Annotated in this window: 25 protein-coding genes; 15 read left to right on the top strand and 10 right to left on the bottom strand. The window is 30.4% G+C overall.

The annotated features are described in order from the left end of the window. From ACESR5_RS02240 to ACESR5_RS02250, 3 genes are all read right to left on the bottom strand, one after another. Positions 1-708, bottom strand: coding sequence for a response regulator transcription factor (locus ACESR5_RS02240; RefSeq protein WP_087244864.1), 708 nt, complete (start codon positions 706-708; stop codon positions 1-3). Between the two features lie 73 nt (positions 709-781). After that, positions 782-1,471 (bottom strand): TVP38/TMEM64 family protein, encoded by a 690-nt coding sequence (locus ACESR5_RS02245; protein ID WP_224759495.1) that lies wholly within the window; start codon positions 1,469-1,471, stop codon positions 782-784. 112 nt (positions 1,472-1,583) lie between these two features. After that, a complete protein-coding gene (locus ACESR5_RS02250) occupies positions 1,584-2,171 on the bottom strand; it encodes an HD domain-containing protein (RefSeq protein ID WP_087296889.1) in 588 nt (195 codons plus the stop codon). A 301-nt stretch (positions 2,172-2,472) separates the two neighbouring features. Here ACESR5_RS02250 and ACESR5_RS02255 point away from each other — a divergent pair, with 301 nt between their 5' ends. Together ACESR5_RS02255 and ybaK are read left to right on the top strand one after the other, a co-directional pair. Then, positions 2,473-3,648: a MalY/PatB family protein gene (locus ACESR5_RS02255; protein ID WP_158095456.1), complete on the top strand. Its 1,176-nt coding sequence runs from the start codon at positions 2,473-2,475 to the stop codon at positions 3,646-3,648. 10 nt (positions 3,649-3,658) lie between these two features. Next, entirely contained in the window at positions 3,659-4,132 is a 474-nt protein-coding gene (gene ybaK, locus ACESR5_RS02260) for a Cys-tRNA(Pro) deacylase (protein ID WP_087244867.1), read from the top strand. A gap of 22 nt (positions 4,133-4,154) precedes the next feature. Here the strand turns inward: ybaK and ACESR5_RS02265 are convergent, their stop codons facing one another. Beyond that, positions 4,155-4,874, bottom strand: coding sequence for a metallophosphatase (locus ACESR5_RS02265; protein ID WP_373154024.1), 720 nt, complete (start codon positions 4,872-4,874; stop codon positions 4,155-4,157). A gap of 239 nt (positions 4,875-5,113) precedes the next feature. On the opposite strand from ACESR5_RS02265, the gene ACESR5_RS02270 reads away from it, so the two are divergent. From ACESR5_RS02270 to ACESR5_RS02300, 7 genes are all read left to right on the top strand, one after another. Further along, the gene (locus ACESR5_RS02270; protein ID WP_087244869.1) at positions 5,114-6,808 is read left to right on the top strand and encodes a phospho-sugar mutase; all 1,695 of its coding nucleotides are present in this window, start codon (positions 5,114-5,116) and stop codon (positions 6,806-6,808) included. Between the two features lie 233 nt (positions 6,809-7,041). Then, on the top strand, positions 7,042-7,368 hold the full coding sequence (locus tag ACESR5_RS02275) for a hypothetical protein (RefSeq protein ID WP_373154026.1): 327 nt from the start codon (positions 7,042-7,044) through the stop codon (positions 7,366-7,368). Positions 7,369-7,527: 159 nt separating this feature from the next. Then, complete coding sequence (locus tag ACESR5_RS02280) at positions 7,528-8,175, top strand: helix-turn-helix domain-containing protein (RefSeq protein ID WP_373154028.1); 648 nt, start codon at positions 7,528-7,530, stop codon at positions 8,173-8,175. 231 nt (positions 8,176-8,406) lie between these two features. After that, positions 8,407-9,846, top strand: a complete 1,440-nt coding sequence (locus ACESR5_RS02285; RefSeq protein WP_373154030.1) for a hypothetical protein — start codon at positions 8,407-8,409, stop codon at positions 9,844-9,846. Between the two features lie 27 nt (positions 9,847-9,873). Then, positions 9,874-10,191 carry a hypothetical protein gene (locus tag ACESR5_RS02290; RefSeq protein ID WP_087305482.1) on the top strand — a complete coding sequence of 106 codons (318 nt, stop codon included), beginning with the start codon at positions 9,874-9,876 and terminating at the stop codon, positions 10,189-10,191. A gap of 85 nt (positions 10,192-10,276) precedes the next feature. After that, positions 10,277-10,864 carry a DUF1349 domain-containing protein gene (locus ACESR5_RS02295; RefSeq protein ID WP_168082488.1) on the top strand — a complete coding sequence of 196 codons (588 nt, stop codon included), beginning with the start codon at positions 10,277-10,279 and terminating at the stop codon, positions 10,862-10,864. Between the two features lie 13 nt (positions 10,865-10,877). Next, on the top strand, positions 10,878-11,678 hold the full coding sequence (locus ACESR5_RS02300; RefSeq protein WP_373154031.1) for a Cof-type HAD-IIB family hydrolase: 801 nt from the start codon (positions 10,878-10,880) through the stop codon (positions 11,676-11,678). Positions 11,679-11,724: 46 nt separating this feature from the next. Here the strand turns inward: ACESR5_RS02300 and ACESR5_RS02305 are convergent, their stop codons facing one another. After that, the gene (locus tag ACESR5_RS02305; RefSeq protein WP_373154033.1) at positions 11,725-12,891 is read right to left on the bottom strand and encodes an iron-containing alcohol dehydrogenase; all 1,167 of its coding nucleotides are present in this window, start codon (positions 12,889-12,891) and stop codon (positions 11,725-11,727) included. Between the two features lie 164 nt (positions 12,892-13,055). On the opposite strand from ACESR5_RS02305, the gene ACESR5_RS02310 reads away from it, so the two are divergent. Further along, on the top strand, positions 13,056-13,802 hold the full coding sequence (locus ACESR5_RS02310; protein ID WP_373154034.1) for an alpha/beta hydrolase: 747 nt from the start codon (positions 13,056-13,058) through the stop codon (positions 13,800-13,802). A gap of 24 nt (positions 13,803-13,826) precedes the next feature. On the opposite strand, the gene ACESR5_RS02315 is transcribed toward ACESR5_RS02310, so the two are convergent. The 4 genes from ACESR5_RS02315 to ACESR5_RS02330 form a co-directional block, all read right to left on the bottom strand. Continuing rightward, positions 13,827-14,717, bottom strand: a complete 891-nt coding sequence (locus ACESR5_RS02315; protein WP_373154035.1) for a DUF3737 family protein — start codon at positions 14,715-14,717, stop codon at positions 13,827-13,829. Between the two features lie 41 nt (positions 14,718-14,758). Then, positions 14,759-15,223 (bottom strand): cyclophilin-like fold protein, encoded by a 465-nt coding sequence (locus ACESR5_RS02320; protein WP_373154036.1) that lies wholly within the window; start codon positions 15,221-15,223, stop codon positions 14,759-14,761. After that, the gene (locus tag ACESR5_RS02325; protein WP_373154037.1) at positions 15,220-15,453 is read right to left on the bottom strand and encodes a hypothetical protein; all 234 of its coding nucleotides are present in this window, start codon (positions 15,451-15,453) and stop codon (positions 15,220-15,222) included. The genes ACESR5_RS02320 and ACESR5_RS02325 overlap by 4 nt, the downstream gene beginning before the upstream one ends. A 110-nt stretch (positions 15,454-15,563) precedes the next feature. Next, positions 15,564-16,457 (bottom strand): LysR family transcriptional regulator, encoded by an 894-nt coding sequence (locus ACESR5_RS02330; RefSeq protein ID WP_373154038.1) that lies wholly within the window; start codon positions 16,455-16,457, stop codon positions 15,564-15,566. A 125-nt stretch (positions 16,458-16,582) separates the two neighbouring features. On the opposite strand from ACESR5_RS02330, the gene ACESR5_RS02335 reads away from it, so the two are divergent. Continuing rightward, positions 16,583-17,119 carry a flavodoxin family protein gene (locus ACESR5_RS02335; RefSeq protein ID WP_373154039.1) on the top strand — a complete coding sequence of 179 codons (537 nt, stop codon included), beginning with the start codon at positions 16,583-16,585 and terminating at the stop codon, positions 17,117-17,119. 207 nt (positions 17,120-17,326) lie between these two features. Further along, positions 17,327-18,256 (top strand): AEC family transporter, encoded by a 930-nt coding sequence (locus ACESR5_RS02340; protein ID WP_373154040.1) that lies wholly within the window; start codon positions 17,327-17,329, stop codon positions 18,254-18,256. Positions 18,257-18,279: 23 nt separating this feature from the next. Here ACESR5_RS02340 and ACESR5_RS02345 read toward each other — a convergent pair whose 3' ends face one another. Continuing rightward, positions 18,280-19,689, bottom strand: coding sequence for a uracil-xanthine permease family protein (locus tag ACESR5_RS02345; protein ID WP_373154041.1), 1,410 nt, complete (start codon positions 19,687-19,689; stop codon positions 18,280-18,282). A gap of 119 nt (positions 19,690-19,808) precedes the next feature. Between ACESR5_RS02345 and ACESR5_RS02350 the strand changes: the two genes are divergently transcribed. The 3 genes from ACESR5_RS02350 to ACESR5_RS02360 all read left to right on the top strand — a co-directional run bounded on the left by ACESR5_RS02350 (position 19,809) and on the right by ACESR5_RS02360 (position 22,775). Beyond that, positions 19,809-20,504 (top strand): response regulator transcription factor, encoded by a 696-nt coding sequence (locus ACESR5_RS02350; protein ID WP_373154042.1) that lies wholly within the window; start codon positions 19,809-19,811, stop codon positions 20,502-20,504. Continuing rightward, positions 20,476-22,320 (top strand): histidine kinase dimerization/phospho-acceptor domain-containing protein, encoded by a 1,845-nt coding sequence (locus ACESR5_RS02355; protein WP_373154044.1) that lies wholly within the window; start codon positions 20,476-20,478, stop codon positions 22,318-22,320. The genes ACESR5_RS02350 and ACESR5_RS02355 overlap by 29 nt, the downstream gene beginning before the upstream one ends. Before the next feature lie 77 nt (positions 22,321-22,397). Further along, a complete protein-coding gene (locus ACESR5_RS02360) occupies positions 22,398-22,775 on the top strand; it encodes a hypothetical protein (RefSeq protein WP_373154045.1) in 378 nt (125 codons plus the stop codon). The last annotated feature ends 21 nt before the right edge of the window (positions 22,776-22,796 follow it).

Genomic DNA, 22,796 nt, shown 5'->3' on the forward strand with positions numbered 1-22,796 from the left:
TTAATCCCTGCCTTGTTTTTCAATTTTATATCCAACGCCCCACACAACTTTTAAGTATTGAGGATGTTTTGGATCTAATTCTATTTTTTCTCTTAAATTACGGACATGAACCATTACTGTATCCGTGTTAATAGCATCTTCTTTCCAGACACTTTCATAAATGTTTTCAGCTGAAAAAACTTTTCCAGGATACTCCATGAGTAATTGTAAGATTTTAAATTCAATAGGTGTGACCTTGATTTGACGATTATCTACACTCACTGTTTTGGTATCTAAATTAAGCTCTAAACCACCAACAGTATAGACATTCTGTGATGTTTTCTTTGCAGTTGCATCTAGATATTTGCGATAACGTCTAAGCTGTGATGAGACTCTGGCAAGTAATTCAATTGGCACAAAAGGCTTTGTGACATAATCATCTGCTCCAATGTTTAGTCCAGTGACTTTATCAATATCTTCTGATTTGGCTGAAAGCATAATAATAGGAAAATCATATTTTTCTCTCATTTTCATTGTCATTTGAATGCCATCCATCACTGGCATCATGATATCCACAATAGCGAGATGAATAGTTTCTTTTTCAACAATGTCTAATCCTTCAATACCATTATGCGCTTTAAAAACATGATAGTTTTGTGTTTTTAAATAAATCTCAATCGCATCACAGATTTCAATTTCATCTTCTACAATTAATATATTATAATCCATAAAAACCCTCCCGACTTTTCTACATTATACTTGAATTTAAAAAAGAAAAGTAGAGGATAAAACGAAAGATTTTCTAAAGATGATATGATAATTTTCGTTTGTTTATTTTTTTATAGATGTAAATACCAATGAAAGAAATAATACCCGTTACGACAAAGATAATGATAGAAAACAGATAATCTTCAATTCCTAATGCATGACCACCAATGGTAGATGTGATAATTGAAGGTGTTCTTGCGATAGTTGTAATGAACAGAAATGTTGAAAGTTTCATATCTGTTAATGGAATGAGATAAGTGAGAATATCTTTAGGTGTACCAGGTATAAAGAAAACAATAAAACATAAAATATTTCTTTTTTCTGGGTTATGTAAAAAATGAACCTGATTTATCTGATCTAAACTGATAAAACGCTGAATAAAATTTTGTCCCCATTTTTTAACAAAAGTATAAATCAGTAACGAACCCATAGCACTCCCTATTAAACATAAGAGGAGTCCTACAAATGGACCATAAATAAATCCAGCCATAATTTCTACAATTTCACCTGGAAGAAAAACAAATATAACTTGTAAAATAACAATACCAACAAAAATGATTTGTCCAAATAAACCAAAACTTTGTAGCTGATTTCTTAGTAACTGAGGATTTTCAAAGATCTTCATCATAGGTTGATATAAGCATAAACATATCAAACCCATGATAAGTAGACACTTGATTATAAATTGAATTTCTTTTTTATGTTGTTTGATTTTATTGATCATAAAGGTCACTCCTATCGACATTGATAGTATGAACGAAAAAGCGAAAAAGGAAACCAGTAAAAAGATAAAGATTTTCTAAAGAAAATAAAAAAACAAGCTAAGCTTGTTTTGATTAAGAATGATTTTTTCCTTCCATAAAATAAGTGGCTTCCATATCGGCAGTAGATAAGGCAAAAGCGAGTGGAAACATTTCAAAAGCAGCACCTACATTTCTGGCATCTTCATTACCAGCAAATCCCATATGATAACGAATCGCAAAGGCTTCTTCTCTTTTTAAACGCATATAGCCACTAATCATATAAACACTTTTTTCTCCATGACCATAAGGCAATGTATCTTGAAATTCATAAAAAGGCACTTGAATCCATTGTCCATTTTCTTTGACATTTCTCATACTTTGTTTATAACAGTTAATTTTACATAAATCATGAAGTAAAGCAACAATAGCAATAGTTTCTTCATTATAATTCAAATGGTATGTTTTTTGAACACGTTCACGTGATAAATAGTCTTTTAGACAATCATAAACATTGAGGCTGTGTTCCAGTAGACCACCTTCATAATTACCGTGATATCTTGAACTGGCAGGAGCTTCAAAAAAATCAGAATTACGTGATAATAAAAATTCTAATAATTTTTCACTTCCATCACGATGAATTTTTGTTTTATAAATTTCAATAAATCTTTCTTTGTTTGTCATTTTCTCACATCCTTGTTTACATTATAACAAATAATCATCATAAATTTGATGATTTAAATAGATTTTTTATGATTTCTTTAAGAATAGTTATCATAGAAATGATTGTAATGATAAATATCAGTGTTTTCAAAAAAAGTGGTATAATCTTTTGAGAAAATCAATTTGAAGTTTTAAACAAAAAAAGATGATAAAGATTCCAGTGACAACTGTTTATTGCTTGTCACATGAAAACGGCTTATAATAACATATAGGCCGATGTATTTTTTGTGGAAAGATATTGATTATGAAGGGAGATAAAAGAATGAAAAACGATTTTGGATCAATATTAGAAAGAAGACATAATGGTTCTATGAAATGGGAAGCTCCATATATCAATAAGAGATTCCATACTCATTTTCAAACTGAAGATCAGTTTTATCCATTATTTATTGCGGATATGGATTTTAAGATGGATGAAAATGTTCAAAAGAGATTAATGAAATTTGTCAGTGAGGGAGATTTAGGCTATTTTCATGTCCAAGATAGTTTTTATGAAAGCATTATTCAATGGTATGATGAAATTCATCATATTCATATCAACAAAGATTGGATTGTTCCATCTATTGGAACAATTACATCACTACATTTATTAACTGATTTATTCGCAAGAGATCAAAACATTTTAATTATGACACCTGTCTATGGACCATTTTATAATTGTGCTCAAATTGGGCATGCTTATAAGATGCCATTAAAAAATAAAAATCAGGAATATTTGATAGACTATGATGAATTGGAAAAGATGTTGAAATTACATCAAATTGATGTCTTGTTGTTCTGTAATCCACATAATCCTGGAGGTAAAGCCTGGTCATATGAAGAACTTAACCAATTAGTTCAATTATGTAAAAAATATCAAGTCATGATTATCTCTGATGAAATTCATGGCGATATCCTTATATCAGATAAAAAATTTGTTTCTCTTATTCAATTTTTTGATATTTATGATCATATTATTGTATCATCATCGCCAAATAAAACATTTAATATTTCAGGATTATCAACATCTTTTACAATCTGTAAAAATGAAGATTTCAATAAACAATTTAATGATTATCTCTCAAAACTTCATATAGGTCCACAACGTATTGGTATTTATATGATTGAAACTGTTTATAATGAGGGGAAACAATGGTATTATGATTTATTAGAATATCTTCGTCAAAATATTAATATGACAATGGAATTATTAGAGACAACAGATATGAAAATCATGAAACCTGATACGGGATATTTAATATGGGTTTATTTACCAAAAATAGCCAATATTGATCAGTTTGTTATTGACTTGGCTAATGAAACACATGTGTTATTGGAAACAGGAAGCCGTTTTATTGATAATTATGAGGGATGGGTACGTATTAATACAGCAACAAATTCAGATTTATTAAAAGAAGCAATGATGCGATTTATTGAATTCTATAAATCATATAAGTAATGGTGTAAAAATGAAAAAGATTAAAACAAATGTATTAAGGTTATTGGATCAGCAACATATCAATTATGAAACACGTGAATATGAGTATGATGACAATCATTTATCTGGTGAACATATTGTTCATCAGGTAGATTTAGAAGCAGATGAAATCTATAAAACACTTGTATTACATGATCATCATGAATATTTGGTTTGTTGTATACCAGTCATGGAAGAAATTGATTTAAAAAAACTAGCGAAAGCCAGTGGGCATAAAAGTGTTGAAATGCTTCATCAGAAAGATTTATTACCATTAACAGGATATATGCGTGGTGGGTGTTCTCCTATTGGCATGAAGAAAAAGTTTCCTACTTATTTTCAGGAAGATATTTTGCTGTTAGATAGAGTTGCAATCAGTGCAGGAAAAAGAGGTTTACAGGTGATTTTAAAACCTCAAGATTTAATCCAATATGTCAATGGTCAATGTGTAGATGTGATAAGATAAAAAAGCAAGGGATCCTTGCTTTTTATTTATGAGTGATTTCAATGATTTGATGATAAAGAATATGCATACTTCCTATATCTTTATCTATATGGTAATGACCTAGATACCAGTCTTGAAATTGTATGGTCTTTTTAAGCAAATATAAAACACTATGAATATCTTCATATTCATCACCATAAACAGTCGTATCACAGCTATCATAAAATCCTAAATATTCTTTAATGTCACGAGGGGCATCGTGACTTAAAATATAATCAACCTGATTATGATATTTCTTGAGATTAGTGAGGGCATGGTTGACTTCTTCATGTGTTGGCAATTCTCCTTTCCACCATGAAATACCTTCTTTTCTATAAACACGATCAGTTGAATAGCCACCACCAAAAACTAAGAAAGTTTGATTATTAAGCGTAAAGATTTCACCGCGCATCAAATGAAATATACTATTATTGATTTTATGAATACGTCCACCATTCCAGTTTTCTATGGGATATGTTTTTAATAAATCATGATTTTCATGATTACCATCAACCCATAATGTTGTCCAAGGCTGTTCATCGAGCCAGTTTTGCCACCAGCGATCAGATCCAGCTAACTCACCACCCCAGACACAGCCAAAATCGCCACAGATCATCACATAGTCATCTTTGGTTAAGGTTTTTCCTTCAGGAAAGTTCTTTCTTGCAAGTTTTTGAATATCATATGAGCCATGTGTATCACCAGTTATAAAAATTCTTGACATATTATAACCTCGCTTTCTTTTCATTATTATATCATCATTTTATATGATTGATTTTATTTTTTATGTTTGAATATCTATTATGAAAAGTGAAAAAACACATAAATAAAACAAAAAATGATAGTGGTTACATAAATTTGTGAAAACTATTATTTTTTAATGAAAATGTTTACATTTCAAAGTGGGTTTTTATGGCGTTGGTTTTTAAGATTTGTTATAATAGAAATAGAGGTGAAACAATAATGGATTATAAAGCAAATTATGAAAGATGGTTGAATCATCCTGCAATGGATGCAGCCACAAAAATGGAATTAACAAACATGGGAGAAAAAGAAAAGGAAGATGCATTCTATACAAATGTTGAATTTGGTACTGCTGGTATGAGAGGTATTTTGGGACCTGGAACAAATAGAATGAACATCTATACTATTAGAAAAGCAAATGTTGGTTTTGCAAAATATGTATTGGGATTAGAAAATGGAAAGGAAAGAGGCGTAGCTATCGGTTATGATAACCGTCATATGTCTTACCGTTTTGCGATTGAAAGTGCTAAAGTTTTAGCAACTTATGGTATTAAATCATTTATTTTTGAAAGTTTAAGACCTACACCAGAATTATCTTTTGCTGTGAGATATTTAAAATGTGCTGGTGGAATTATGATTACTGCATCACATAACCCTAAAGAATATAACGGATATAAAGTTTACGATGATACAGGATGTCAGTTGATTCCTGAATGGGCTGATGAAGTTGTTAAATATGTTAATGAAGTTGAAGATGAATTAGATATTCATGTATGCAGTGATGAAGAAGCTTATCCATATATGACATGGATTGGTGAAGAAGTTGATGAAGCTTATTATAAAGCTGTTATGGGCATTGAAATTAATCCTGGTATGGATAAGAGTGGATTTAAAATTGTTTTCTCACCACAACATGGAACAAGCAATATCCCTGTCAGAACTTGTTTAGGACGTTTAGGATATGATGTTGTGCCAGTATTAGCACAATGTGCTCCTGATCCAGATTATACAAATACAAAATCTCCTAACCCTGAAGTGGATATGGCTTATGAATTAGCTATCATTAAAGCTAAAGAAGTTGATGCTGATGTTGTAGTTATCTGTGATCCTGATGGAGATAGATTAGGTGTTGTTGCTAAACATGATGGAAAATATGTATTGATGAGTGGTAACCAATCAGCTGCCGTTTATCTTGAATATATTTTAAGTCAAATGAAAGAAAAAGGAACATTACCTGATAATGCTGTTATGTATAATACCATTGTTACTTCTGATTTAGGTGAATTAGTAGCAAGAAGCTATGGTGTTGATGTAGAAAAAACATTAACTGGATTTAAATTCATTGGAGATAAGATTCGTAAATATGAAAAAACTGGAGAAAAACAATTTGTCTTTGGTTATGAAGAATCTTATGGATGTGTTGTTAAAGATTTCGTTAGAGATAAAGATGCAGTACAAGCTGTCTTAACTGCTGCTGAAGCTGGTAACTATTATAAAAAACAAGGTAAAGATTTAATTGATGTATTAAATGAATTATATGCGAAACATGGTGCATTTAAAGAAAGTCAAATTGCTTTATCTAAAGCAGGAGCTGCTGGAGCTGCAAGAATTAAAGAAATCATGGATAATTTAAGAAAAGATGCACCTACTGAAATTGGTGGTGTTAAAGTTGTTGCTGTTGAAGATTATCAGACAAGTGTAAGAACTGAAAATGGAAATGAAACAACTATTGATTTACCAAAATCAAATGTATTGAAATATTATTTAGAAGATGGTTCTTGGATTGCTGCTAGACCTAGTGGAACTGAACCAAAATGTAAATTCTATTTCTCAATCAAAGGTGCAACTGTTGATGATGCTGCAAGCAAAACAGAAGTCTTCCAAAAAGATATGATGAATATTATTGGTGAATAATAAAAAAAGAGGCATGTAATCGCTAGAGTAAAATCACTCTATTTCGTTACAGCCTCTTTTTATTTTTTATACAATGATATGAAGTAGTATATAGACTAAAAAATAAAATTAAGACACAAAAATAATGAGATACACCATCATATTTTTTATGTGATGCCCTATATAGATTGTGATTATTGATCGAAAATGTCATAATATTATTAAAGACAGAACTGTAAATAGGAGGAATATTTATGTCAGTAGAAAGAGGTATAGCCATTGCTATTGGTTTTATGATGATTTGTGTATCAATCTATTATTATTTTTCTAAGAAACCAGTGACTATATATAACAATTCAAATCCGCCAAAAATAAATCAGATAACGAATATTCGATCATATAATCATGCAACATCACGTTTGATGTTGATTTATGGTATGGTTTTCATTTTTGAAGGATTGATGATTCATGACAAGTTAATCTGTTTCTTTCTTTTTATTTTGACAGTCATGCCAGGAATAGTCATAGTCATAGCTATCTATGAAAGTGTTATTTTAAAAAAATATTTAAAAAGACGATAATGAGAATGAAAAGTTTGCATGTAAAAAAAGAATATAAAAGATAACACAAGAAAAATTATGATGTCATGATTTTTTTCTGAAAATATCCTAACCCTTGAAATGTTTCCTGTTCATTATTTTTATATCACATTATAATAAATATGAAGGGAGAATGGTATTATGGATCAAGAAAAAATAGGAAGATTTATTGCTGAATTAAGGAAAGAAAATAGTTTAACCCAAAAAGAATTGGCAGAAAAATTAAGTGTATCTGATAGAACTGTGGGGAACTGGGAAAGGGGCAGAAATCTACCCGATCCTTCATTGTTCGTTCCATTATGTTCGATATTAGATATAACCCTAACTGAATTATTCAATGGAGAAAGAATTGAAAAAAAACACATTATTGAGAAAACAGATGAAGTATTAACAAATGTTATTGAAGAGAATAAAATGCATAGCATTTTACTTATTATTTCTTCAATCATAATGAGTATAAGTATAGTTATATTTTTTATTCCAGTATTGATGTCGTTAGATAAGACACTATCTATCATTATCATATCGATTGGATTATTTTTACTGACGTTAGGTTGGTCATTAAAACTGACTGTATGGAAAAGAAAAAATAATAAAGTTATAGAGAATACAGGAATGGGATTTTCTAGTGCATTGACATTAGTATTCATTACTTTAAAACTGACAAACTATATTAACTGGCCATGGATATGGGTGTTTTCACCATTATGGATTGGTATAGGTTTAATAATACTCTTTTTTATGGTAATACTGATAATTGGAAGAATAAAAAAAGGAAAATGGTGGTAGCTTTTATGTAACAATAATAATGACTGTTATTTTATCAATAAAATGTATATGGAATAGATTGATAGTATGCTATTTGAGGAGTTTCATAGATATATGAAGACTCTTTTTTTGTTGTTATAGGATTTTATGAAATCATGAGAAGATATTTATTATAAAAAATTGCTTTTAGCATATAAAAATAATTTGCTCTATGCTATACTTTTATATATCCTATATGAAAGGAGATAGCCTATGGGCACATGTATTAATATTGTTGATAAAAGTCGAGGTATACCAAAAGAAAAGCAAGAAGAATTTAAAGAAAGATTGATAACATTGTTTCGTCAAGGAGGTATGATGGAACAACAAATACAGTCATTATTTGGTAAAAAGATCATCACAATCAATCCAGTAAAATATGATAAATATCAAAATATTGATTTTATCTATAATTATTTTGAAGACTCATTATGGGAAAACTCTGGTTTTAATGGGAAGACTGGTCATGTTTATTCACGTAAAGTAGGATGGAGTTTTTTTAATTTTGTCATGGAATCAGCATATGTATTAGAAAGTTTATACAGTGATGGTGATTTTGTTATTCTTGAAAATGGCGATCCATTAATAAATGAAGAAAGAGATTGTATTGCCTGGATTAATTCATTGTTTAATGAAAACTATGCCTGGAAAAACTGGGATTTTATTAAAGTATGGAATTTAATAAAAAGTGATGAAAATGATTATGATACATATTTGAAAAGATATAGAGGATTTGGTTATGAATATGATCCGTTTGTACCATGGTTAGAAATGCGAGCATTAAAATATGGAATTAATAATATGAGGGAAGATGTGGATGAAGAGAATCAGGAGTTTGTTGATAGACTAATATTTTTTTCACAAAAAAATAAAGAAGCAGTTCAAAGTTTTAAAGACAATAGTACAGAAACAGAAAAACAACAAATCCAAAGATTGATTCATATGATAAATCACTTTATAAATCATCATGATGAAGATTATCCAAAAGAGAAAAGCTTGTTTAATTTTGTAGTATCATTAATATGGATGAATTCTCCTCATTTAGCACTTTTGTCTATATCAGAAGTTTATGGCATTGATTTTTTTGAAATATATCAGTTATTAGATCATTATGATAGTGTTATTATTTCTGGAATGAAAGATATGATGTGTTCTGTTTCTGCTAGAGAATTATCAGATTTTTTTGATATTTATCCAGAAAATATGATTTATTTTTGGAAAGAAAGTCAGTTTAAATCAATACCTTCTCATCTTAAAGATTGGTTTTTGCAATTAAAAGAAATGTATGATCATTATATGCAAAACTCGATAGATATAGAAAATCCACTTTTATGGATTATGGACATGCTTGTTTATGCTGAAAATAATTATTACCAAATTTATGTATTTTCTGATTTTTTTGAAGAAAGTATTGAAAACATAAATAATCAAAGATATCTGATATTATGGAAAATATTTGAAGATATGATTTATAATGAAAAATTTTATAAAATAGGAGAAGTCATATTTGAATCAGAAAATAAAGAATACCTTAATAATGATTGGACACTCATGTCTAAAGATAAAAAATGGAATAGCGCAAGATTGAAATTAAGAGGATATTTAGGACTGATTGCTAATAAGGAATTGAGAAGAAAAGTATTTGGTTTTTAATAAAAATAAAAAGGAGATCTGATAATCATGAAAAATTATCAAGAAAAGATGTTGAAACTTCAAAAAGAACTTCTGGAAATTGAAAAAGATAGAATGAAAGGGAATCAAGGATATTCTATAAAAGAAGTTGTTCAAATGATGGATAACGCTATTAATGAAAAAGTAGATGCTGTTTTTATAAATATAGAAGTATCTGAAAGAAAAGAACAGTTACTAGATTTACGTGTAAGTGTCCTAGAAGCTGAAGAAGAAAGACTAAATGGAGAGTGTACAATAAATATTTCTGAAGCTAGAAAAGCTCTTGTAAATAGAAGAAACATATTACGTATAGATAATAATCAATAGAAAGAGGTGGCATTGTCATCTCTTTCTATATATAATAAATTTAGTGTATATATTAGATGAAGTTAATGAAGGGATATGGTAAATAATGGAATTTGATTTTAACAAATTAGAATGGACTAGGAAACCTCAAAAATATGATATTCAAGATCAGAAGATTATCATAACAACAGAACCTGAAACAGATTTATGGCAAAGAACATACTATGGTTTTAGAAATGATAATGCTCCTGTATTACAGATGAAAACAAGTGAAAAATATTTTTCATTTATTGTAAAAACTGAATTTAATAGTAAAAGAAGATTTGATCAATGTGGTGTTGTCATGTATTTAAATAGTGATAACTGGTTAAAAGCTTCTATTGAATATGAAAATGAAGAATTTCAAAGACTAGGGAGTGTTGTGACGAATCATGGTTATTCAGATTGGGCCACAACAGACATTGATGCTTCTATTCATTCTATGTGGTATCGTTTGAGTCGAAGAGAATCAGATTACTGTATTGAATGTTCAACTGATGGAGTTCATTTTAAGCAGATGCGTATTTGTCATATGTGGGAAGGGACAGATGAAATTGAGTTTGGTATTTATGCATGTTCACCAGAAAACTCATCTTTTGATGCTGTATTCTCTCATATGGAAATGATAGAATGCCAATGGCAAAAACATCAATAAGGAGGAAAATGGTATGAAAGCTATTGAATTGGTACTTGTGGATATAGATGGAACATTATTGAATGACCAGGGAATGGTGACACACAAAACAATTGAAGCTATCAAAAAACTTAAAGACAAACAGATTTTATTTGGAATTGCGACAGGAAGAACACCATTTGCAGTCAAACATCTCATTAAAAAGTGGGAAATTGAACCTTATGTGGATGTGATTATGGGATTTAATGGTGGATGTTATTTAGATATGAGAACACAAAAGATGTCATCTTGTTATTTGTTGGATGGAAAGTTTATTCCTGTTATACTAGAAGCATTTCAAGAATTTGATTTTAATGCAGGCATCTATGATCAGGAGTCCTTCCATGTTTTAAAAGAAGATCATTTTGCGATTGAGATTGCCAATAAGAATCAATTACCATTGGTTGTAGATGGCTTAACACCGTATTATCATAAACAAATAGAAAAGATGATTTTCATGGCTGATAAAGAAGAAATTCAAAAGATCAGTCAACATTATCATCACATTAAGCATCCACATTATCGAGGAGTGCAATCAACACCGATATTATTTGAATTTTTAAATCCTGAACTTTCTAAATCAAAAGGTATTGAAAAAATGTGCCAAGAATTAAACTTATCTACAGATTGCATTTTAACATTTGGTGATGAACTCAATGATTATGAAATGATAAGAGATTATATTGGAGTGGCCATGGCAAATGCAAATCCAAAAATTAAAGACATTGCGCAATATATAACAACATCCAATAATGAAGATGGTATTGCAGTATTTTTAGAAAACTATATTTTATAAAAACTATATTTTATAAAAGAAAAAACATGAGATTTTTCTCATGTTTTTACATACTTTCTTTAAAGATTTGAATGATTTCATCATGATTAAGAACTTTATAACCACCTTCAAGAACAATTGTTGATCTTGCAAGACCTTCTAACATATCTTCAGTAACACCTAAATCAGTGATATTCATGACAAGCCCTAATTCTTTCATCCATTCTTCCATTGCATCAAGTCCAGCTTTCGCAATGTCTTCTTTTGATTTTCCTTCTGGATTGACATTCCATACATTTGTCGCAAATCTGACAAATTTATCTAATCCATAAGGCATAATATAGCGATAGTATGGTAATGAAACGGCAGCTAATGTCATACCATGAGTGGCGTCTGTATAAGCTCCAACAGCTTGACCTAACATATGCACCATCCAGTCAGTAGATTTCCCTTTCGCAACTAATGTATTTAATGCCCAAGTGGCAATCCACATGATGTTGCTTCTTGCTTCATAGTTTTGAGGATCTTTAATCGCAATACGACTAGAATGAATCAATGATTTCATTAGACCTTCACTGATATAATCACTTGTATTATCATCATCACCAGAGAAATACTGTTCACAGATATGATTCATAATATCATAGAAACCAGCAATCATCTGATAATTTGGTAAAGTTAAAGTATATTTTGGATTCAAAATAGAAAATTTAGGCATCACATTGTCACCGAAAACATGACCAATTTTTAATTTCTGTTTTGGATTTGTAATAACAGCACCACCATTCATTTCTGAACCAGTACCAACCATAGTTAAAACACAACCGACAGGAACGATTTGACATGTTGGTTCTTCCATTCTTAAATAATATTTATCCCAAGGATCTTCATCACAATGGATAGATACAGAAACAGCTTTGGCATAGTCACAAACAGAACCTCCACCAACAGCTAAAATAAAATCAATTTGATTGTCTCTGGCTATTTGTACACCTTCATAAAGTTTATCAATAGTTGGATTAGGCATAACTCCTGAAACTTCAAAAACTTCTTTGTTATTGTCTTTTAAAATAGTGATGACTTCATCATAAATTCCATTTTTCTTAATAGAACCACCACCATAAATGAGTAAAATACGAGAACCATATTTTGGTAATTCAGTATTTAAATATTTTAATGATTCATCTCCAAAATACAGTTTTGTTGGATTACAAAATTCAAAATTTCCTAGCATTTTTATTCCTCCTTTAACTACATTTATTATATGAGAATAACAAGTATATATCAAATACCTATATTCAATGAATAACTATGCTTTTTAAGTATAGATATAAAGCATTGGACATAGGAACTATATCGATTTAAAATAAGTTTAGATGATGGAAGGAGATGTTAATCATGATAGAAAAATTTGATGTTTATATAGAACCATTTCATCTTTGGCGAACAATGCATGTTTATTTGCCAGATGATTACTATCAAACACAAGAAAGATATCCTGTGATGTATATGTATGATGGGCATAATCTTTTTAATGATCAGGATGCAACATATGGAAAATCATGGGGATTATCTGATTTTTTAAATCATTATGATAAACCATTTATCATTGTAGGTATGGAATGTAATCATGAAGGGCATGAAAGATTGAATGAATATTGTCCTTATGATGTTGAAAATGGTTTCTTTGGTCCTATTCAAGGCAAAGGGCGTATATATATGGATTGGGTTATCAATGATTTAAAACCAATGATTGACCAAAAATATCGTACCATTCCTTTTAGAGAATGTACTGGTATTGGGGGAAGCTCCATGGGTGGCTTAATGGCCTTTTATACAGTCATTCACTATAATCAGTACTTTTCTAAAGCTGCTTGTCTTTCACCTGCAATTTCTTTATGCACTAATCAGTTATTGCAAGAAATGAAGAACCAAGATTTCAATCAAGATACTCGTGTTTATTGGAGTTTTGGCTCAAAAGAGACTTCAAATCCACAATATTTTTTGAAGAACATTCAAATCTTTAATGATGAAATTGTTCGTCGCGGAGGACAGAGCTATATTCATATTGAGGAAGGTGGCCAACATAATGAAGCCACTTGGGAAAAACAAAATCAATTATATTTTGATATTTTATGGAAATAAAAAGTGTGGAGAAATCCACACTTTTTAACAACAGCAAGAACATCTTTCCTGATGTTCAGATGGTACCTGTCTGATGACAACTTGTCCATTTGTTTCCATGACAGCATCTTCATTAATAATTTCTCCAACGCTATCAACAGTCACAGTTCCTGATTTAACATTTTTAATAGAATCGACATGTCCTTTGATAGATGCTTCTACATCAGAGTATTCAAATGCCAAATCACAATCAATCATTTCACAGTCAATCAGTTTTAAATTTTCACAATAACAAAGTGGCTGTGTTCCAATGATTTGACAGTTAATAAATGTTAAGTTTTTTGAAAACCATCCTAAATATTCACCTTTGACAACAGAATCTCTGACAATGACATTTTCACTATGCCAGAAAGCATCTTTTGTATCAAGATAAGAGTTGCTGATATCAAGATGATGCATATACTGGAAAGAATACTTACCTGTAAATTTCAGATTTTCAATTTTGACATTGTTGCTGTGGAGTATCATGTATTCAGAATTGATTTGAGAATCTTTGATTGTGATATCATTACAGAACCATCCAAATTCTGGTGAATCAATTTGACAATTGGAAACGATAGTATCAGAACATTCTCTTAAGATTTTAATACCATGAATAGAACATGAATCAATAAGACCATGATGTGAATACCAAATAGGAGCTCTTGTTAATTCATCTAAAGAACAATGCGTCATTTCATATCCTTGCGCATGCCATAAAGGATAACGTAAAGAAAACTGACAATGATCAACTTTAATATTTCGGGTTTCCTTTAATACTGATTCACCATCAGCAGGACCTGCAAAGACACAGTTTTTTACTTCTGTGTTTTTAATGTTATATAATGCTCTTTCTTCATCAAAAGTTTGATTTTCAATAGTGTGATTAATTTTCATATATGATTAAACCTCCTCATTTTTATTCTATTTATCTAATGTTATTCAATAGTCACTGTTATATTTTGTTGACCGACATATGTTTCTAAGTTCTCAACATTTTCCATACGACCAATACGCGTATAAGAATAAGATGTTGAAAAACTTTTATAAAAGAGAACAAGACAATTATCGCCAAACAACATGATATCTCCAGCTTCTATATAGCCAACATTCTCACTGTTTGTTGGCAAGCTTGTTTCCATATAATAATACTTTTCATTGCCATTTAATTCCTGCATATCCATTGTGAGAGGAAGCAGTTCTATAAATTTTTGAACTGTTTCATTGTCTTCTAAATCAATGCTAAACGATTGATTATTTATTTTTAAAGTTCTCTGTTCCATAAGATCATCCTCCTTTTGGGTTTGATTGGTTTGTTTATAACTTGACTGATAGCTTTCCTGTTTTTGACAACCACATAAAAGCATAAAAGAGACAAGAATGATTTTGAATGCTTTGTTCATGTTTGATGATCCTCTTTTTTTAATATATAAATCAGATAATCAATATAATCAATTCTTTTTTGTTCCTGATGTAAGTTTTGCAAAAGATAACATCTTTGTTTTCTTAAGAATTGATACATTTTTTGAGTTTCTTTATTTTCAATGTATTGCATAAAATCACGAATCTGATCTTGATGACATCCAATATCCTCTAAGCACTTTTTCATATCTTCCAATGATATTAATTCCACATCTTCTTCCCTCCTTACTTATATTCTAGTTTCATACGTTTAAAATATCAAATACTTATATTTGATAAATAACTATGCCTTTAAAGTATAAAAAATTCCCAATGGGAATTTTATGATTCAATGAATTCTTGAATTGTCTCGCTGACAACATCTAAAAAGTATTGAGAAGTTCTTGTCAAGACTTGATATTTTTTCCAAATAAAATAATAAGGAACTTCAATATGAGGAGAAAGTGGTCTAAAACATAGTAAAGAGTCTCCTGTCGTATTGATCAGTTTATCAAAACAAATAGCATATCCAAGCCCATCTTCAACCATTAAAGAAGCATTATAAAGTAATGTATAAGAAGAAATAATATTCAAATGCTCAATATCATTATGTAACCATTCTACCAAATCAGAAATTTGTTGAAGTTCTTTAGAAACAATCAGAGGCTTATCTTGAATATCTTGAAAAGTAATGGCTTCTTTTTGAGCAAGTGGATCATCCTTCAACATCAAGACACCCCATTGATGAGTCAATGGTAGTAATAAATGATGGTAATCATTAATTTTGGGATTGGATGTTAACAAAGCAAAATCAATTAAGCCATTATCTAATTTTTCTATAACATCTGGAGCATTTCCACTATGAATATGAAATTGAATCTCAGGATATTTTGCGTGTATCTTTTTCATTGATTTTGTAATGATTTTTAATGTGTGTGATTCACCAGCACCTATATAAATATCTCCTTTTAATGATGAATCAGCAGACATAATTTCTAACTCTGTTTTATCAACTAGATTGATGATTTCTTCAGCTCTCTGACGTAAAATAATCCCTTCTTCTGTCAATGTGATTTTTTTATTGCTTCTGATAAATAATTGCTTTCCCAGTTCGTCTTCCAGCTCTTTCATTTGTCTAGATAGGGTTGGTTGAGTGATATGCAATTGTTGAGCAGCACCGGAAATTGTTTCTTCTCTAGCGATAGCTAAAAAATATTGTAAAACTCTTAGTTCCATATCAAGAAATCCTCCTTTTTTCTTATTATATCACTATATGCTCAAAAAGCATATAATATTATTGGATATAAGTATTTGTTATAAAGAGGAAGAGGAAGTATACTTGCTTTAAGGAGTGAGAAAGAATGAGAAAAATACTTATTGTGGTAGGAAGTGGCGTTCAAAAAGGAAATACAAATCAGTTAGCCCAAGCTTTTGAAAAAGGAGCTAAAGAGGCTGGACATGATGTCCAAAGAATTGTTTTATCTGAAAATATACAGGGTTGCCAAGGATGTGGAGCATGTCAAAAGAATTCACATCAATGTGTGATTCAGGATTCTATGCAGAATTATTATGCTTTGTTTGAATGGACAGATACAATCGTCTTGGCATCACCTTTATATTTTTGGTCAATTTCGGGAAGATTAAAATGCTTTATTGATCGTTTGTATGCTATTTCTCAAGATGATCAATATCCATATAAAGAAACAGTACTATTAATGAGTGCTGGAGATAATCATTTCTGGACTTTTGAACAGGCTTTATCTTTTTATTCTTTTTATACAAAAGCTTTAGGATGGAAAGATTTAGGACATGTTCTTGCAGGTGGTTGTGAAAGTGAGCCACGATATATTCCTACACAAAAATTACAAGAAGCTTATCAGAAAGGTTTACATTTATAAGGCGTTTTATGAACGTCTTTTTTATATGATAAAGGAGATTTATATTCAGAGATTTTGTTTTATGATGGGATATATTTATTCTTTATAGGCATAATAATGAAAAAATAAAGATGTATTTATGCTTATAAGCTATATATGTTTATAAAATATAAGTATTTGCTATTGCGGGGTTTGTATAGTAATATGTCCTTGACAAGGAGGAAATTTATGGCCGCATTAACAACACTTTTTCCAGTATTTTTTATGCTTGCATTAGGCTTTATATCTCGTAAGAAGGGATGGGTTACATTAGAACAGAAAAATGGTGCTAATGTTATTGTTTTTCAAATCTTATTTCCTATTTTAATTTTTAATTTGATGTGCAGTGCTCAAATTGAAGTCTCACATATTAAAATGATTGTTTATGTTTTTATCATGTTTATACTGGCATGGGTTGTAGGAAAATGTCTTTCATCATGGACAGGAAAAAAATATGCTGATTTTTCACCATATTTATTAACAACAATCGAAGGAGGAAATGTAGCACTACCTTTATATCTTTCAATTGTCGGAACTTCCAGCAATACAGTGATTTTTGATATTGCCGGAACTGTTCTTTGCTTTATTGTTTATCCAATTGTGATTGCTAAAAAGACAGCATCTGGAACATCAACAAAAGAATTGATGCAAAATATTTTCACTAATTCTTTTGTATTAGCCGTAATCTTTGGTTTGTTTTTAAATCTTTCTGGTTTATATCAAATGATTCTTCAATCCTCATTTGGTGAAATGTATACCAATACGATTTCTCAGGCTACCGCACCAATCGTATCGATGATTTTATTTATTTTAGGTTATGATTTGAATATTGATCAGTCTATTTTAAGACCATTACTGAAATTAATGTCTATAAAAATTGTTTTTTATGCATTGGTCATTGTTGGATTTTTCATCCTTTTCCCAGTGCAGATGTCAGATAAAGTTTTTATGATAGCACCTATCATTTACTTTATGAGTCCAACGGGATTTGGCTTAATTCCAGTTATTAGTCCATTATACAAAGATGAGGATGATGCAACCTTTGCAAGTGCATTTTTATCTATGTTTATGATTGTGACTTTGATTGTTTATACGATACTTGTTGTTTTTGTTGTATAAAAAAGGAAAGCTGAGAATATGTTTTACATATTCTGGCTTTCCTTCTTTTTCTTTTCTGGTAGAACTAGACTTAATAATAAGGAAACAACAAATACCCCAGCAACAGCATTGCCATTAAAGATTTCTCCAACAACTGATGGGAAACATGCAAAGAAATTGCCTGAAGTTTGAGTAACTCCAACACCAATACAGAAAGCGAGTGAAACAATAATCATTGTACGTTCATCAAAGTTGTTATCTTTTAACATCTTAATTCCTTCATACATAATAGAACCAAACATCATAACTGTACAACCACCTAAAACAGATTGAGGTAATGATTGAAAGAAAGCACCAAGTGGTGGAAATAATGATGCTAATATAAGGATTAAAGCTCCTATAAAAATCGTGAAACGATTAATAACTTGTGTCATTGTCACTAAACCAACATTCTGGCTGAAAGATGTTAAAGGAAGGCAACCAAAGCATCCAGAAATAGCACTTGAAAATCCATCTACAGCTAATGATCCTTGAAGTTCTTCGATTTTAATATCACGATCTAAAGCTCCTTTACAAACGGCAGTTGTGGCACCGGTTGTTTCGGCAGCTGAAACTAAAAAGACAATCGCAATTGTAAAGAAAGCTCCTAAATCAAAGACAGGCATATGTTCAGTAAAGAATACTAATTTTGGAATGCTGAAATAACCAATCTGGTGAATTGTTTCAGCAATATTAGAAAAGTCTACCATTGGCGCAATTCCTGTGACTGTCAAAATAACAGATAATATATATCCAAAAATTAAACCGACAAGAATATTTAAATTTTTATAGATACCTTTTAAACGGTAATGTGATATTAAACAGACAATCAATGTAAATGTCCCAACAAGAAGATGATACCAGGCACCAAAGTCTTCTACGCCAGAACCTCCACCCCAAGAGTCCATACCTACTGATAATAAAGATAATCCAATCGCAATGACAACACAGGCAGAAACAACAGGAGTTAAAAATCTTTTCCAGTATTTGGCACTTAAACCAACTAATCCTTCAAAGATTCCACCTAGGATAACAGCTCCAATCATTCCTTCATATCCTAAAGCGGGATTCGTAGAAATAACCAGAAGGCTTCCTAAGAATGTAAAGCTGACACCCATGACAATAGGTAATTTAGAACCGATTTTCCATACGGGATAAAGTTGCATACATGTTCCAATTCCAGCCGCAAACATCGCACACTGTAAAATAGAAGTGATTTCAGCAGAAGTCAAGTTTTCACCTGTTCCTCTGACCACGGCTGCACCACAAACAATAATGACAGGGGCAAGATTGGCAACAAACATTGCTAATACATGCTGCAGTCCAAAAGGGATTGCTTTTTTTAATGGTACACGTCCATTAAGTTTGTAAATGTTCTCTTCGCTTACCGACGTAACAATTTCTTCTTTATTCATTTTTTCTCTCTCCTATACTCATAAAAACGCTATGATTTTATCATAGATTACCAAAAAATACCATACATTCCACCTCAATTACACAAAACACTGTTATGATAGCGATGAGGAGGGATCTCATGTATAAAGTTTTAGTTGTTGAAGATGAATTTCATATTCGTCAGATTATCAAAGATTATTTTTCTTTAAAAGGAATTGAAGTTATTGAAGCATCGCAAGGTTATGAAGCTTTGTCAATGATGGATGATACAGTTGATTTGATTTTATTAGATATTATGATGCCAGGTATTGATGGCTATGAAGTGTGCAAACAATTAAGATTAAAAACAAAAAAACCTATTATTTTTATCAGTGCTTTGTCAGAGGAAGAGAATCAATTAATGGCTTTTGAATTAGGGGCAGATGATTATGTCATGAAGCCATTTCAACCTTCTATTCTCTATGCAAAAGTTGTTGCTATGATTAAGAGAGATCAAAAGCAGGAAGAACATCTCCTTGTTTTTGGACATGTTCAACTTGATCGTATCAATCGTATTTTAATTATTGATGGTGAAAAAATAACACTAGCACATAAAGAATATGAATTATTAGAATATATGTGTTTACATGTCAATCAATTGTTAAGTCGACAAGTCATTTTAGATAAAATATGGGGCTATGATTATTATGGTGATGGAAGAGCTGTTGATACATATGTGAAAAAGGTGCGTAAGAAATTAGGAAAATATGCAGGTTATATTCAGACAGTGATTAAAACAGGATATATATTTAAGGTGGTGGATGATGATGAAAAAACCAAAGATAACAATAGGTAAAAAAATCTTTGCTTTGATTTTTATAAGTTTCTGTTTGATAAACTGTTTTAATATATTTATGGATTATCATAGAGAAAAAAGTACAACCTTTAAACAGCTGGTTAATGAATATCACTATTATTTAGCACATCAGCTTCAAGAAAGGTATCATCAAAAAGGCTATCAGCTTCAGGACTCTTTTTATCAGGACATCAATAATACCTTGAAAACAGAAGATGGATATTTGACTTACTCAGTTTTTGTTTTAAATCCTGATTTACAAATTGTCTATAATCAACTGAATCAGAAAAGACCAATATTACGAGTACAGGACATTAGAGATGGTTCTTCAACTATGCTATCAATCAGTCTTGATACAATTGATACAAATATTCGTAGTCAAATTGAAAAAGAAATAAAGAATCATTTGCCTTCAAATGATTTAAAAATCGAAGCAGCTGCACCATCTATAACTCAAATAGGCGATAATCATATTTCTACAAATATTCCAGATCTCTCTTATCTTGCGATAGATGGACATGTTGTCTTTGATCAAAGACAAACAGAAGATGAAATCAAATCCTTTACTTTTATGAATTATGAAAGCCCACATTGTTATTTGTCATCTTCATCATACTTTGAAGAAGATATCGAAATCTCTCATATTGATTATTTCCAAAAGACAGAAAGTGTTCTCAATGAAATTTCCACAATCTTACCTGATCAACAAAATAGTCAATACGAACAAGTCATGCAATTTGAAGATGGAGAAGGCACTTTTTATGATGTTCTTTGTCTACCATTAATGCATCATGGAGCACAAATGGACGAAAATAGTGAATATGATTTTGATGATATTGATGGCTATTTGGTATTTTATAATTATGATTTGTATGCTGCACAGAAAATTACACATCGAGTTATTTATGCCAAAATGATTATTTATATGATGTCACTTGTTTTATGCATATGTCTTTCATTATTATTTGCACATCTTCTGGCAAGACGTATCAAGAAAATCAGTCAAAGTACTTTAGCTATAGCAAACAATGATTTTGATATTCATTTAGATGAAAAATCAAAAGATGAGCTAGGTGTATTATCACATAATATCAACCATATGAGTCAACAGTTGAAAAATACCATTCAACAATTGAATCAGGAAATAGAATATGTCAAAAAATTAGAAGGTATGAGAAAAGAATTTATTGCGAATTTCACACATGAAATCAAAACACCACTGAGTATCATTAATGGTTATATTGAGCTTTTAGATGTGAGTCAGGATGAAGAAAAAAAACAACAATATCTGAGTGCTATTCATCAAGAAGTCAATCGTATCAATCAATTGATTCATGCTATGCTGGATTTATCAAGATTAGAATCTGGACATGTCAAACTTCAGATTCAGGATGTAGATATTGAAGATTTACTGACAACAACGATTGAAATGTTTGCGCCACTCTTAGAAAAAAAACATATTCATGTCATCATGGGAGATGAATTTCCTCATATTCAGGCCGATGCTCAAGAATTACAAATCGTATTCAAAAATTTCATCAGTAATGCTATGAAGCATACACCAGAAAATGGAAGTATCTATATTGAATATCATCAAGGAATTCTCACTTTTGAAAATGAAGGAGAACCTATCAGTGAAGAACAGAAAGCGATAATTTGGGAAACTTATGTATCTGGAGATCGTGAAGGAACGGGTCTTGGTTTAGCTATCTGTCGCTCAATATTGAATTTACATCATTTTTCTTACGATGTATGTAATACAAGGCGTGGAGTACAATTTCAAATTGATTTCAATCAAACAAAAAATAACATTTAATACATTCGTTTTCTCATCTTTGACTTGAAACGACAAGATATGTCAATTATAATGAGGTAAAAGATGAGGTGCTGCATATGAATAAAATCATAGGAATGATCATTCCTTATATAATGGTAGTTTGTGTCATCATTATGCAATCAGTTTATGTTGATAATAGTGTTATTGCTTTGGTTATGGGATTGTTGATTGGTATTGAATTTTATCATTTAAGAAAAGCTGAAGGAACTGTTCTGATGAAATCAGGAAAGATTGTCACAATTGTGATTTGTCTTGTTGCTTTCTTATTAGGATATTTCAATCAACATTTAACAATTTTACCCAATTTAACAACAACACTTGCATTAATGATTCCTTTAGAATGTATTGGACTTTATATGATTTGTCAAAATCATCCTCCATACACAATGACATATAAATTTTCATTTAAAAACAGAAGAAGAAGATATTTTTAAAAGAAGATCATGATGATCTTC

The sequence above is a fragment of the Clostridium sp. AUH-JLR23 genome, assembly GCF_964238065.1.
Taxonomy (GTDB): domain Bacteria; phylum Bacillota_I; class Bacilli_A; order Erysipelotrichales; family Coprobacillaceae; genus Allocoprobacillus; species Allocoprobacillus merdigallinarum.

Excerpts from the sequence above, each read along its gene's own strand:
- ACESR5_RS02240 (WP_087244864.1), bottom strand. The coding sequence starts at position 708 with ATGGATTATAATATATTAATTGTAGAAGATGAAATTGAAATCTGTGAT.
- ACESR5_RS02245 (WP_224759495.1), bottom strand. The coding sequence starts at position 1,471 with ATGATCAATAAAATCAAACAACATAAAAAAGAAATTCAATTTATAATC.
- ACESR5_RS02250 (WP_087296889.1), bottom strand. The coding sequence starts at position 2,171 with ATGACAAACAAAGAAAGATTTATTGAAATTTATAAAACAAAAATTCAT.
- ACESR5_RS02255 (WP_158095456.1), top strand. The coding sequence starts at position 2,473 with ATGAAAAACGATTTTGGATCAATATTAGAAAGAAGACATAATGGTTCT.
- ybaK (WP_087244867.1), top strand. The coding sequence starts at position 3,659 with ATGAAAAAGATTAAAACAAATGTATTAAGGTTATTGGATCAGCAACAT.
- ACESR5_RS02265 (WP_373154024.1), bottom strand. The coding sequence starts at position 4,874 with ATGTCAAGAATTTTTATAACTGGTGATACACATGGCTCATATGATATT.
- ACESR5_RS02270 (WP_087244869.1), top strand. The coding sequence starts at position 5,114 with ATGGATTATAAAGCAAATTATGAAAGATGGTTGAATCATCCTGCAATG.
- ACESR5_RS02275 (WP_373154026.1), top strand. The coding sequence starts at position 7,042 with ATGTCAGTAGAAAGAGGTATAGCCATTGCTATTGGTTTTATGATGATT.
- ACESR5_RS02280 (WP_373154028.1), top strand. The coding sequence starts at position 7,528 with ATGGATCAAGAAAAAATAGGAAGATTTATTGCTGAATTAAGGAAAGAA.
- ACESR5_RS02285 (WP_373154030.1), top strand. The coding sequence starts at position 8,407 with ATGGGCACATGTATTAATATTGTTGATAAAAGTCGAGGTATACCAAAA.
- ACESR5_RS02290 (WP_087305482.1), top strand. The coding sequence starts at position 9,874 with ATGAAAAATTATCAAGAAAAGATGTTGAAACTTCAAAAAGAACTTCTG.
- ACESR5_RS02295 (WP_168082488.1), top strand. The coding sequence starts at position 10,277 with ATGGAATTTGATTTTAACAAATTAGAATGGACTAGGAAACCTCAAAAA.
- ACESR5_RS02300 (WP_373154031.1), top strand. The coding sequence starts at position 10,878 with ATGAAAGCTATTGAATTGGTACTTGTGGATATAGATGGAACATTATTG.
- ACESR5_RS02305 (WP_373154033.1), bottom strand. The coding sequence starts at position 12,891 with ATGCTAGGAAATTTTGAATTTTGTAATCCAACAAAACTGTATTTTGGA.
- ACESR5_RS02310 (WP_373154034.1), top strand. The coding sequence starts at position 13,056 with ATGATAGAAAAATTTGATGTTTATATAGAACCATTTCATCTTTGGCGA.
- ACESR5_RS02315 (WP_373154035.1), bottom strand. The coding sequence starts at position 14,717 with ATGAAAATTAATCACACTATTGAAAATCAAACTTTTGATGAAGAAAGA.
- ACESR5_RS02320 (WP_373154036.1), bottom strand. The coding sequence starts at position 15,223 with ATGAACAAAGCATTCAAAATCATTCTTGTCTCTTTTATGCTTTTATGT.
- ACESR5_RS02330 (WP_373154038.1), bottom strand. The coding sequence starts at position 16,457 with ATGGAACTAAGAGTTTTACAATATTTTTTAGCTATCGCTAGAGAAGAA.
- ACESR5_RS02335 (WP_373154039.1), top strand. The coding sequence starts at position 16,583 with ATGAGAAAAATACTTATTGTGGTAGGAAGTGGCGTTCAAAAAGGAAAT.
- ACESR5_RS02340 (WP_373154040.1), top strand. The coding sequence starts at position 17,327 with ATGGCCGCATTAACAACACTTTTTCCAGTATTTTTTATGCTTGCATTA.
- ACESR5_RS02345 (WP_373154041.1), bottom strand. The coding sequence starts at position 19,689 with ATGAATAAAGAAGAAATTGTTACGTCGGTAAGCGAAGAGAACATTTAC.
- ACESR5_RS02350 (WP_373154042.1), top strand. The coding sequence starts at position 19,809 with ATGTATAAAGTTTTAGTTGTTGAAGATGAATTTCATATTCGTCAGATT.
- ACESR5_RS02355 (WP_373154044.1), top strand. The coding sequence starts at position 20,476 with ATGAAAAAACCAAAGATAACAATAGGTAAAAAAATCTTTGCTTTGATT.
- ACESR5_RS02360 (WP_373154045.1), top strand. The coding sequence starts at position 22,398 with ATGAATAAAATCATAGGAATGATCATTCCTTATATAATGGTAGTTTGT.